Source organism: Halogeometricum pallidum JCM 14848 (genome assembly GCF_000337095.1).
GTDB lineage: Archaea > Halobacteriota > Halobacteria > Halobacteriales > Haloferacaceae > Halogeometricum > Halogeometricum pallidum.
On the sequence record NZ_AOIV01000032.1, the window covers coordinates 1 to 10933 of the forward strand.

General features: G+C 68.5%; 12 protein-coding genes. 6 read left to right on the top strand and 6 right to left on the bottom strand.

The annotated features are described in order from the left end of the window. A partial coding sequence (locus C474_RS12975; RefSeq protein WP_008387549.1) for a 3-hydroxyacyl-CoA dehydrogenase NAD-binding domain-containing protein occupies nucleotides 1–290 on the bottom strand: 290 nt, incomplete at its 3' end. A 149-nt stretch (nucleotides 291–439) separates the two neighbouring features. Here C474_RS12975 and C474_RS12980 point away from each other — a divergent pair. Continuing rightward, complete coding sequence (locus C474_RS12980; protein WP_008387551.1) at nucleotides 440–1450, top strand: DUF368 domain-containing protein; 1011 nt, start codon at nucleotides 440–442, stop codon at nucleotides 1448–1450. Between the two features lie 84 nt (nucleotides 1451–1534). Here C474_RS12980 and C474_RS22075 read toward each other — a convergent pair whose 3' ends face one another. Together C474_RS22075 and C474_RS12985 are read right to left on the bottom strand one after the other, a co-directional pair. Further along, complete coding sequence (locus tag C474_RS22075; protein WP_008387553.1) at nucleotides 1535–1690, bottom strand: rubrerythrin-like domain-containing protein; 156 nt, start codon at nucleotides 1688–1690, stop codon at nucleotides 1535–1537. 134 nt (nucleotides 1691–1824) lie between these two features. Further along, nucleotides 1825–2382: a class I SAM-dependent methyltransferase gene (locus C474_RS12985; protein ID WP_008387554.1), complete on the bottom strand. Its 558-nt coding sequence runs from the start codon at nucleotides 2380–2382 to the stop codon at nucleotides 1825–1827. Nucleotides 2383–2531: 149 nt separating this feature from the next. On the opposite strand from C474_RS12985, the gene C474_RS12990 reads away from it, so the two are divergent. Continuing rightward, complete coding sequence (locus C474_RS12990) at nucleotides 2532–2741, top strand: HEWD family protein (RefSeq protein ID WP_008387556.1); 210 nt, start codon at nucleotides 2532–2534, stop codon at nucleotides 2739–2741. Between the two features lie 12 nt (nucleotides 2742–2753). On the opposite strand, the gene C474_RS12995 is transcribed toward C474_RS12990, so the two are convergent. Together C474_RS12995 and C474_RS13000 are read right to left on the bottom strand one after the other, a co-directional pair. Further along, on the bottom strand, nucleotides 2754–3431 hold the full coding sequence (locus tag C474_RS12995) for a phosphoglycolate phosphatase (RefSeq protein WP_008387559.1): 678 nt from the start codon (nucleotides 3429–3431) through the stop codon (nucleotides 2754–2756). Nucleotides 3432–3461: 30 nt separating this feature from the next. Continuing rightward, nucleotides 3462–4652 (bottom strand): Cdc6/Cdc18 family protein, encoded by a 1191-nt coding sequence (locus C474_RS13000; protein WP_049916967.1) that lies wholly within the window; start codon nucleotides 4650–4652, stop codon nucleotides 3462–3464. Between the two features lie 351 nt (nucleotides 4653–5003). On the opposite strand from C474_RS13000, the gene glpA reads away from it, so the two are divergent. Genes glpA through C474_RS13015 form a run of 3 tightly spaced genes read left to right on the top strand, consistent with a single transcriptional unit; the run spans nucleotide 5004 to nucleotide 9332 of the window. Continuing rightward, complete coding sequence (glpA, locus tag C474_RS13005) at nucleotides 5004–6767, top strand: anaerobic glycerol-3-phosphate dehydrogenase subunit GlpA (protein WP_008387563.1); 1764 nt, start codon at nucleotides 5004–5006, stop codon at nucleotides 6765–6767. Then, nucleotides 6754–8019 (top strand): glycerol-3-phosphate dehydrogenase subunit GlpB, encoded by a 1266-nt coding sequence (gene glpB, locus C474_RS13010; RefSeq protein WP_008387565.1) that lies wholly within the window; start codon nucleotides 6754–6756, stop codon nucleotides 8017–8019. Before glpA ends, glpB begins: the two co-directional genes overlap by 14 nt. Before the next feature lie 11 nt (nucleotides 8020–8030). After that, complete coding sequence (locus tag C474_RS13015) at nucleotides 8031–9332, top strand: anaerobic glycerol-3-phosphate dehydrogenase subunit C (RefSeq protein ID WP_008387567.1); 1302 nt, start codon at nucleotides 8031–8033, stop codon at nucleotides 9330–9332. 26 nt (nucleotides 9333–9358) lie between these two features. On the opposite strand, the gene C474_RS13020 is transcribed toward C474_RS13015, so the two are convergent. Then, nucleotides 9359–10582: an FAD-dependent oxidoreductase gene (locus C474_RS13020; protein WP_008387568.1), complete on the bottom strand. Its 1224-nt coding sequence runs from the start codon at nucleotides 10580–10582 to the stop codon at nucleotides 9359–9361. A gap of 197 nt (nucleotides 10583–10779) precedes the next feature. Here C474_RS13020 and C474_RS21480 point away from each other — a divergent pair. Next, nucleotides 10780–10933, top strand: a 154-nt coding sequence (locus C474_RS21480; RefSeq protein WP_152421661.1) for an FGGY family carbohydrate kinase, incomplete at its 3' end; no start/stop codon positions are given.

The window sequence follows — 10933 nt, forward strand, 5'->3', positions numbered from 1 at the left end:
ATGATGGAGAGGTCGATGTGGCCGTCGTCGGTGGAGGGCGTCGACAGGGCGAGGAACGTCGCGTCGGTGTCGAGGACCGCCTCGTAGTCCGTCGTCGCGCGGAGTCGGTCGCCGGCGTGCTTCTCGATGAGGTCGTCGAGGCCGGGTTCGTGGATGGGCGACTCGCCGTCGTTCAGCGTCGCCACGACGTCCTCGTCGATGTCGACGTTGACCACTTCGTGTCCGACCTCCGCGAAGCAGGCCGCGATGGTCGTCCCGACGTAACCGCTGCCGATGATGCTCAGTTTCATTGTCGCGTCTCACTCGTCGTGAGCGTTTCAACGTTCTCCTCCGTCCCGAGAACTGACAGCGGAGGGCGCCGAGTCGCACCGATTCCGGTCGAGTCGCACCGCTCGCGCAGAACGAAACACGGGAGTACCCCCGCGACGAACGACGGGGCATGTCGAAGGCTTCCGACGACGCGCGGGGGGAGGTCACCGCCTCGTGGCTCGTCGTGTTTTTCAAAGGCGTCTGTATGGGTGCCGCGGACGCCGTCCCCGGCGTCTCCGGCGGCACCATCGCGCTCGTCACCGGAATCTACGAGCGACTCATCGCGGCCGTCACGGCCGTCTCGCCCGGTCGAATCGTCGACGTCCTCGGGGGGGTCGCTCCCGACGGCCGCACTGACGCCGTCCAAGCCCTCCGCGAGATGGACGTCCGGTTCCTCCTCGCCCTCGGCGCCGGCATCGCCACCGCCGTCGTCAGCATCACCCGCGTCGTCCACGTGGGCATCACCGACTTCCCCGTCCCGACGTTCGGCTTCTTCTTCGGCCTCATCGCCGCCTCGGCGTGGGTGCTGTTCTCCGAAGTCGAGATGGATACGCCCGGACGAATCGGCGCCGCAGTCGCCGGATTCGTCTTCGCGTTCGTTCTCTCCGGACAGGCCGCGGCGTCGCTGGGGACGAGCGCACCGGTCACGTTCGTCGCGGGCGCCATCGCCATCAGCGCGATGATCCTCCCCGGCATCTCCGGGTCGCTGCTGCTCATCCTCCTCGGGCAGTACGAGTACATGACGGGGACGCTGAAGGCGTTCGTCGACGGTCTCCTCGGACTCGCCCTCGGCGGACCGGTCGGTCCCGTCGCCGAGAGCGGCGTCGTCGTCGTCGCGTTCATGCTCGGCGCCGTCGTCGGCCTGTTCACCGTCGCGCACGCGGTCCGCTGGGCGCTCGAACACCACCGCGAACCGACGCTCGCTTTCCTCGTCGCCCTCATCGTCGGCGCCCTCCGCGCTCCGGTGGTGAGCACGACGAATCAACTCGCGGAACTCGGTCGCACGTGGACGACGGAGGGGTACGCCGTCTTCGCCGTCGCGGCCGTCCTCGGCGCCGTCCTCGTCCTCCTCGTGGACCGCTACGCCGGACTGGCGGAGATAGACGACGAGGAAGACACCGCGGCGCGAAGCGTCGACTGAACCGAGCGTAAAGCGATCCGAGTGCGACAGGTCGAGTCGGAGCGAGAGAAGAGACGAGTCGAGTGCGACGGCTCGGGCCCGCGACTACTCCCGGGAGACCGAAATGTTGAACACGGCGTCGCTGCCGCACTCCTCGCACGTCGTGATTCCCGACCCCGAGAAGCGCGCGTCGCAGTCGCGGCACTCGTAGTAGCCTTCCGCCGGGGAGTACGGGTCGACTTTCGCGTGGTTCAGTGTCATGTGTCTTGTTATCACACGCTTCGGTGAAAAAGTTATCCTAGTACAACATCTTTCGGAATCTATTCCTAGAATCGACTAGTATATTCTGAAATCACTCGACGTTCGTCCGAGTCGTGGCGCCGGAGTACCGTTCGTTACCGGCGGCGGGCGACGCAGACGAACGTCTCGCGCCGAGTCGTCGCCGAGCGGATATCGAAGTCGTTCGCCTCGAAAGCGGCGACGCAGTCGCCGAGTCCGAACCGCTCGTCCGTCGGCGGCCCGTCCGCGCCGTCGCCCGCCTTCGACCAGTCGACGGTGACGAGTCGGCCGCCGGGGCGGACGACGCGGGCGAGTTCCGCGAACGCCTCCTCGCTCGCGAACTCGTGGTAGACCATCGTCGAGAACGCCGCGTCGAGTTCGCCGTCCTCGAACGGGAGCGACCCCACGTCGGCCGTCACGAACTCGACGTTGTCGGGGGCGCCCTTCTCGCGGTAGAACTCGTGCATCTCCGCCTGTACGTCGACGGCGTGACAGGTGCCGACGTGCGGGGCCACGTCGTCGGTGTAAAAGCCCGTCCCGCTCCCCAGGTCGGCCACGACGGCGTCCGGGTCCGGGTCGAGAAGCGAGAGCAGTTCCTCGCGTGAGCAGTAGCGGTAGCGCCCCTCGTCGTTGAGGTCGGCGGCGCGTTCGATGTCGAACGTGTGAAAGCCCATACCGAGCGTTCGCGGGAGCCGTCAAAAACGGCGGCGGTCGCGGCGAGTCGAGCCCTCTCCCGTTTCCCGACTCGCAGCGTGGGACTCGCAACGCGGTCGCTGCCGCGGGAGCAAGCTTAATCCTCCCGGCGCCGACATTCCCCGTAACCATGACCGAACCGACACTCCGCACGCCGACGGAACGGACCTGCGAGCGGTGCGGCCGAGTCGAGCGATGGGACGGCGTCGAGACGACGTGGACGGTAGTCGAGGAGGACGGCGAAAAGCAGGTCGGAAGCCGCTACTGCATCCACGAGTGGGACATCAACGGCACGTTCGCGCCGTTCGAGGACGAGGGCGCCGACGGGGCGCAGGTCTGAACCGGCGTCCGCTCACGCCCGAATCCGGCTCAGCACCGAGAGCGTCCCGTCCATGTACGACTCCTCAAGCACCTCGTCGGCGGCCGAACGCGCCGCCTCGTCCGCGTTGGCGACGGCGTACGAGCGGCCGGCGACGCCGAACGTCGACACGTCGTTGATGCTGTCGCCGACGGCGACGAACGCCTCGGGGTCCATCTCCAGCGTCTCGCAGAGGCGCTCGAAGCCGACGCCCTTCTCGACGCCCGGCGTCTTGACGTGGTAGGCGTAGCCGGTGTCGATGACCTCCATCTCGTACTCCGTCGCCACCGCGCGAAGCAGTTCCTCGTCGGCCGTCCGCTCGACGGCGATCTCCGTCTCGCGCCAGTAGTTGATGTCGTCGAAGGAGCCCCAGCCGAGTTCGCCGCCGCGCTCCGCGAATTCGTCGGCGACGGCCTGTGCACGCTCTCGGTCGCCGGTGTACGTCACCTCGCCGTCCGCGAGGACGACGCCGCCGTTCTCTGCGACGACGTTCTTCTCGATGCCGAGGTAGTGACAGAGGCTCACGGGGTAGGGAAACGCTTTGCCGGTGGCGAGCACGACCGGCGCCTCCCACGCCGAGAGCGCCTCGCACGCCCGCGGGTCGAGGCGGCCGGGGTCGTCGGTGAGCGTCCCGTCGATGTCGAGAACCAGCGGCGGCGCGTCGGTGTCCATGGGCGCGGTTCGGCGCACGCCGGCAAAGAGTCACCGCTCGGGGTGAGTGCCGCCGGCGTCGGCCGAGCGGAGGCGCTCGAAGACGGCGGTCGGGAAGTTCGGCTCCGGACGCGTGGGGGGCCGGCCGGGACCGTCGCCGTCGGCGGCCGTCTCCACCCGACGGACGAGTCCCGACTCCGCGAGTTCGTAGAGGACGCGCTTGACCGTGTTCGCCGAGAGATTCACGGAAGCGTCCGCGGCGACGGCGTCGGCGGCGGCGGTCACCGACGAGCGGTCGGCCGGGTTCAGCGACACGAGCGACGCGAGGACGCGTTGCCGACTCGCGGAGAGCGCGAGCACCCGGCCGAGCGAACAGCACTCCGCCGGCACCGCGTCGCACCCCGTATCGACGTGCGAAGGGCCGACGCGGGCGGCGCCGTCGTCGACGGCGGCCGCCGCCGCACCGAACAGGGCCGCGAGTCCGTCGTGCGCGTCGCCGTCGGCCCATGCGGCCACCTCGCTCACCGTCTCGTGGCCGAGGGCGTCGCGCGCGAGGCCGTCCGAGACGCGTTCGGTCAGCACGTCGACGAGGGCGTGGCGTTCGTACGCCGGTATCTCGACCGTCGCGTCGGCGGTCCCCGCCGACTCTGGCGCGTCGCGCCCGACGGCGGCGTACGAGAGGGCGTCCGCCACCGGTTCGAAGGCGGCGTCCACGTCGGCGAGGTCCGGCGTCCCGGGTTCGCCGACGTGGTCGACGGCGACGACCAGTCGGCGCGAGCGGTCGAGTTCCGCGCGGAGTCGGTCGCGGAGGGCCGCGGTGCCGACGCCCTGTTCGGGGACGGCGTCGTCGGCGACGGCCGCGAGCACGGTCCGGAGGAGGGCGAATTCCGTCGGCGCGACGCGCGCGTCGACGGCCGCGAACTCGGTGACCGCCGGCGCGGCCGCCCGCGTGGTCGTCCGAATGGTCCCCCGACGGCCCGGCGTCGTCGCCGCGAGGTGGGCGAACAGCGCGGAGACGACCGCCGACTTGCCCGCACCCTTCGGCCCGTGAACGTAGAGGTTCTCGGGCAGGCGACCGTCGAACGCCGGGTCCAGTCGGTCGAGGAGGCGTTCGAGCGTCGGTCCGCGACCGACGGGTTCCTCGAGGTGGTGCGTGGGGTTCAGCGCGGACAGGTCCCGTACCGGGTGGCGAGAGCCGTCTCCGCGGCGTCGGCGTCGGTCGATTCTGTCGGTGAGTCGCATGTCGTCCTCCGGGAGTCGTTGCATCATTCTCCGAGGACCGATAAAAACACACGGTCTCGGCGCGCCCGTCGAACGGGCCCCTTTCGGTTCTCTTGCGCCGCCTCGTCGGCGTCGGTCCGGGTGATCCCCTCGATCCGACAACCACGTGGCAACCGCCAGTAACTATTATAATCGTTCGTGTCTATCCAACGGATTTCTTCCGTTCGGCCGGCCGAGAGAAGGAACTTCGAGCGGTCTATCCTCGCTCGGGAGGGCAGGGACTCGTATATCGCGGATCGGAACGGTAATTTACGCATGGTGGGGGACGGGAGGTAAAATAAAGTACGGGCGGCCCCACCACTCGAAAGTGAGATGACCGAAACGCCGAGCGTCCTCGTCATCGGCGGGGGGTCGACCGGGTGCGGCATCGTGCGCGACCTCGCGATGCGCGGACTCGACGTCACCCTCGTCGAGAAGGGGAACCTGACACACGGGACGACGGGCCGGATGCACGGCCTCCTCCACAGCGGTGGGCGGTACGCGGTATCGGACCAACCGTCCGCGCGGGAGTGTATCGAGGAGAACCGCGTCCTGCGGAGAATCGCCACCCACTGCGTGGAGATGACGGGCGGCCTGTTCGTCCAGCGACCGGAGGACGACGACGAGTACTTCGAGCAGAAGTTGCAGGGCTGTCGCGACTGCGGCATCCCCGCGGAGGTGCTCTCGGGCGATGAGGCCCGCGAGATGGAACCGTACCTCGCGAAGGACGTAAAGCGGGCCATCCGCGTCCCCGACGGCGCCATCGACCCGTTCCGCCTCTGCGTCGCCAACGCCGCCGACGCCATCGATCGCGGCGCGCGCGTCGAAACCCACGCCGAAGTCGTCGACGTCCTCGTCGAGGACGACGAGATAGTCGGCGTCGAAGTCGAACACGGCGAGAAGGCCATCGGCATCGGCGACGGCGAACCGGGCACCCGCGAGAAACTGTACGCCGACTACGTCGTGAACGCGACGGGCGCGTGGGCCGGGCAAATCGGCGAGATGGCGGGCGTCGAAGTCGCCGTCCGCCCCTCGAAAGGCGTCATGACCATCATGAACGTCCGGCAGGTCGACACCGTCGTCAACCGCTGCCGGCCCAAGGGGGACGCCGACATCATCGTCCCGCACGAGACCACCTGCATCCTCGGAACGACCGACGAGGAGGTCGAGGACCCCGAGGACTACCCCGAGGAGGGCTGGGAGGTCGATCTGATGATAGATACGCTCTCCGAACTCGTCCCGATGCTCTCGGAGGCGCGGACCATCCGGTCGTTCTGGGGTGTCCGTCCCCTCTACGAACCGCCGGGAACCGGCACGGTCGACCCGACGGACATCACGCGCGATTTCTTCCTCTTGGACCACGCCGACCGCGACGGCCTGCCGGGCATGGCCTCCATCGTCGGCGGGAAACTGACGACCTACCGCATGATGGCCGAGAAAATATCGAACCACGTCTGCGAGACACTCGGCGTCGAGGCCGACTGCCGGACGGCCGAGGAACCGCTTCCCGGGTCGTCAGACTTCTCCGTCCTCCGCGAGTGGATGGACGAGTTCGGCATCCGTTCGCCCGTCGGCCGCCGGAGCGCGCAGCGACTCGGGTCGCGCACGGACGACGTGTTGGGCAGGTGGGACGGTCCGAACCCGGTCGTCTGCGACTGCGAGGCGGTCACCCGCGCGGAGATTCACGACGCCATCGACCACTCCGGCACCGACCTCAACGCCGTCCGCATCCGCACCCGTTCCTCGATGGGAAACTGTCAGGGGGCCTTTTGCTGTCACCGGATGGCGAACGAACTGATACACGACCACGACGAACTCGTCGTCCGCGACTCCTTGGACGAACTCTACCAGGAGCGCTGGAAGGGCGAGCGACACGCCCTGTGGGGCGAGCAACTGTCGCAGGCGATGTTGAAGCATATGCTCCACGCGACGACGATGAACCGCGACGGCGACCCGGCCGCCTCCGACTCGGTGATCGACTTCGCCGCGTTCGACGCGGGCGAGGCAGCGCCGGCCGCGGCCGGCGGAGCGACCGGCGACGACCCGGACCGCGCGGCGACGGACGGGGGCACGGAGGGAGAGAATGCCGATTCGTGAGGACGTCCTCGTCGTCGGCGGCGGCCTCGCCGCGGCGACGGCGGCCCTCGCGGCGCGGGAGACGGGACGGTCCGTCCGCCTCGTCGCACACAAGAAGAGCACGCTCCGACAGGCCAGCGGGCTGATAGACGTGCTCGGATACGTCGACGGCGACGGCCCGCGCGCGGACCCCTACGGCGCGATTACCGACCTGCCGGACGACCACCCGTACAGAATCGTCGGCGAGGAGGGGGTCAGAGATGGCCTCCGCCTCTTCGACGACGCCGTCGGCGACATGTACGCCGGCGGCCACACCGACGCGAACGCCCTGGTCCCCACCTACGGCGGGACGGTCAAACCGACGGCGCGGTACCCGAACTCGGTCGCCCCCGGCCTCGCAAGCGTCGAGGAGGACGCCCTGTTCGTCGGTTTCGAGTCGACGACCGACTTCTCGGCGCCCGTCGTCGCCGACCACGTCGTCGCCGCCGGCGTGCCGTTCGAGGCGCGCGGCGTCACGGTTCCGTTCCCGATTCGATTCCGCGACGACGCCCGCGCGACGCGGTTCGCCAAGGCGTTGGACGAGGACGAGGCGGCCGACGACGGCCGCGGCGTCCGGCGCGCCCTCGCGGAATCGGTCGGAGAGCATCTGGACGGCGAGGAGCGCGTCGGCTTCCCGGCGATGCTCGGCGACGACCACGACGAGGAAGTCCGCGAGGAACTGGCGGACAGACTCGGCGTCTCCGTGTTCGAGGTGCCGACGGGGCCGCCGAGCCTCCTCGGTCTCAAACTGGAGGACCGACTGTTCGAGGCCCTCGACGAGGCGGGCATCCGCCTCTCGACGGGCAACCCCGCGGTCGGCTACGAGGCAGACGGCGACCGCATCGAGGCGGTGTACGTCGACCGCAAGGGCAAGGACGTGCCGTACCACGCCGAGCAGTTCGTCCTCGCGACGGGCGGACTCGTCGGCAAGGGCATCGGCTCGGACCGCGAACGCGTCACCGAACCCGTCTTCGACTGTCACGTCCCCCACCCGGAGGACCGCTACGACTGGTCGGAGTCGGCGGCGTTCGGCGGCCACGCGTTCGCGCGGTTCGGCGTCGTCCCCGACGAGGAGTTGCGACCCACGACGGCGAGTGGCGAACCGGAGTTTGCGAACCTCCGCGCGGCCGGCGGCGTCGTCGGCGGCGCGGACGTGGCCCGCGAGAAATCCGCCAGCGGCGTCTCGCTGGCGACGGCCGCCGTCGCCGGCGGCCGCGCGGGCGAGGAGGCCTGACCACACACCACATGAGCGACGCAGAGAACCCATCGAACCCGACGCCAGACGAACAGACCGACTTCGAACCCGTGCAGGTGTTCGACGACGAGACGGAGATGGACCTCCGCCCCGGCGCCGACAACTGCTATAAGTGCACGACGTGCGACACCACCTGTCCGGTCGCCGAAGTCGACGACGACTTCCCGGGACCGAAGTTCCAGGGCCCCGAGCAGTGGCGCCTGAAGCGCAAGGACGACGAGGACATCGACGACTCCATCACCTCCTGTTCGAACTGCATGCGCTGTGACAACGCCTGCCCGTCGAGCGTCCCCCTGAGTCAGATGCACAACACCGCTCGGGGCGAGTACGTCGACAAGCAGATGGACAAACTGTCGCGGGAGTACCTGCGGAACAGGCTCCTCTCGAACTACCGCATCATGGCGGAAATCGGGAGCAAGGTGCCGCGCTTGACGAACTTCGCGCTGAACAACTCGCTCGTTCAGAAGGTCAACGAGAAGGTGCTGGGAATCACGTCCGAACGCGACTTCCCCGAGTTCGCAGAGCAGACGTTCCGCGAGTGGTGGCACGAACGCGGCGGCGCGCAGGTGTCCTCCGAAGAGAAGAAAATCGCGTATTTCCACGGCTGTTACTCGAACTACAACACGCCCGAGGTGGCGAAGGCGCTGGTGAGAGTGTTCGAGGAGTTCGGCTACGAGATAGCCGTCCCGCGCCAGCGCTGTTCGGGCACGCCGATGTTCGCCAACGGGATGCTCGACGACGCCGAACGCGCCGCAGAGGTGAACGTCTCGGAGTTCTCGGACCTCATCGACGAGGGCTACGACGTCATCGCCTCCTGCACCTCCTGTTCGATGTCGCTGCGGCAGGAGTACCCCGAACTGTTCGAGTTCCACGGCACCGCCGAGGTGTCGGCGCACACCTACGAGGCGATGGAGTACCTCCGCATCCACGAGGACCTCGAATCCGAAATCGAGGACGCCTCCGTCGAGGAGCAGTCGTTCGCCTACCACGCGCCGTGTCACGCCCGCAACCAGGGACTCGAACGGCAGGCGGTCGAACTGTTCCGCGAACTCGACGGCGTGAACATCGAGGACGTGGGCGACTCCTGTTCGGGCATCTCCGGGACGTACGGCTGGAAGGACGAGAAGTACGACACCTCGATGAAGATCGGCGAGGAGATGTTCGACCACATGGAACACGCCGAGGGGAACGTCGGCATGACCGAGTGCCCGACGTGTTCGATGCAGATGGAGCACGGCACCGGCTACGACATCAAGCACCCGCTCCAACTGCTCGAAGAAGCGCTCGTCTGAGCGCCCCCGAAGCGGTTTTTTCCGAGTTATCGACGCACCACGTCCTCGTCCGTCGGCCCCGCGCCGCCGAACTCCTCGACCAGCGAATCCAGCGTCTCCGCGTCGTCAGCGCCGGGCAGTCGTTCCTCGGCCGTCCGGCAGTCGGCCTCGACGCCGAGTGTCTCGCAGACGCGGTCGGCCGTCGCCTCGGCCATCTGGCGATACGTCGTCAGCTTTCCGCCGACGACGCTCGTGAGGTTTTCGACGCCGTCGTCGGCGTGGTCGAGGACGAAAAAGCCGCGGGAGATGCCGCGGGCGCCCTCACGGGTGTCCTCGTCGGGTGCGTACAGGGGTCGGACGCCCCACCACGTCCGGACGTGGTCAGCGTCTGCGACGGGCGGCAGCATCTCGGCGCACGCCTCTCGCATCCGGTCGACGTCCTCCTCGGAGCGTTCGTAGTCGGTCGGATCCTCGACTTCGACGCTCGTCGTCCCGAGGACGACTTCGCCGTCGTGCGGGACGACGATGTCGCCGTCGGCGGGGTCGCGGGTGCGGTTGAGTACCGGCCCGAGCCCCTCGTGTCGGACCGACACCATCACGCCCTGCGTCGGGCGCATCTCCACGTCGACGCCGGCCATCGCGGCGAGTTCGCCCGCCCACGCGCCGGCGGCGTTGACGACCCGTTCGGCCCGAATCTCGTCGTCGACGGCGCCGCCGACGTCGACGGCCGTCACGCCCCCCTCCTCGACGCGCAGGTCCTCGACGGGGGCGTCCGTGAGAATCGTCGCGCCGTGCTCGCGGGCGTCGGCGGCGTTGGCCGCGACGAGGCGAGAGGGGTAGACCACCGCGTCGGGCACCTCCATCGCGCGGACCACCTCCTCGGAGAGGCCCGGCGCCGCCTCGCGGGCCGCCTCGGACGAGAGCGTCTCGACGGGGATGCCGACGTCCTCGCAGGCCGTGCGCTTGGCCTTGAAGTACTCCGGGTCGTCGTCGGGTAGTTGGACGAACAGGCCGCCGGTGTCGCGGACGCACGCGCCGGCGATGTCCTTGAGAACTCGGTTCTCCTCGATGCACTCGCGGGCGCCCACCTCGTCGGACTCGGCGTACCGCGCACCGCTGTGGAGGAGGCCGTGCGACCGACCCGACGTCCCGGAGGCGAGTCCGCCGCGTTCGACGAGCGTCACGTCGACGCCGCGGAGCGCCAAGTCGCGGGCGACGCCCGCGCCCGTCGCCCCGCCGCCCACCACGACAACGTCCGTGTTTCGCGTCATCACTAGCCGTTCGTCCGAACGGGTATGTGCCTGACGGCGCCGGCGAGTCGAACGCCGCGGACGAAGACCTGATTGCCGGTCTGACTGTCTCGGGAAAGTAATCTAAGAAACATTTATGATATTTCTTGAGCTACGTTAACTGTTCGACGTGGGGGTGGCGTCGGCGGTGGGGTTCAACCCACAGGAGTTGTTTACAGATGACAGAAAACACATACGTCGGTGCGATCGACCAAGGCACCACCGGAACCCGTTTCATGGTCTTCGACCACGACGGGCGAGTCGTCGCGAACGCCTACAAAAAACACGAGCAGATCTATCCGGAACCCGGCTGGGTCGAACACGACCCCGAGG

Coding starts and splice junctions, on each gene's coding strand:
- glpB (WP_008387565.1), top strand. CDS start 6,754: ATGCCGATTCGTGAGGACGTCCTCGTCGTCGGCGGCGGCCTCGCCGCG.
- C474_RS12985 (WP_008387554.1), bottom strand. CDS start 2,382: ATGGGCTTTCACACGTTCGACATCGAACGCGCCGCCGACCTCAACGAC.
- C474_RS13015 (WP_008387567.1), top strand. CDS start 8,031: ATGAGCGACGCAGAGAACCCATCGAACCCGACGCCAGACGAACAGACC.
- C474_RS12990 (WP_008387556.1), top strand. CDS start 2,532: ATGACCGAACCGACACTCCGCACGCCGACGGAACGGACCTGCGAGCGG.
- C474_RS12995 (WP_008387559.1), bottom strand. CDS start 3,431: ATGGACACCGACGCGCCGCCGCTGGTTCTCGACATCGACGGGACGCTC.
- C474_RS12980 (WP_008387551.1), top strand. CDS start 440: ATGTCGAAGGCTTCCGACGACGCGCGGGGGGAGGTCACCGCCTCGTGG.
- C474_RS22075 (WP_008387553.1), bottom strand. CDS start 1,690: ATGACACTGAACCACGCGAAAGTCGACCCGTACTCCCCGGCGGAAGGC.
- glpA (WP_008387563.1), top strand. CDS start 5,004: ATGACCGAAACGCCGAGCGTCCTCGTCATCGGCGGGGGGTCGACCGGG.
- C474_RS13000 (WP_049916967.1), bottom strand. CDS start 4,652: ATGCGACTCACCGACAGAATCGACCGACGCCGACGCCGCGGAGACGGC.
- C474_RS13020 (WP_008387568.1), bottom strand. CDS start 10,582: ATGACGCGAAACACGGACGTTGTCGTGGTGGGCGGCGGGGCGACGGGC.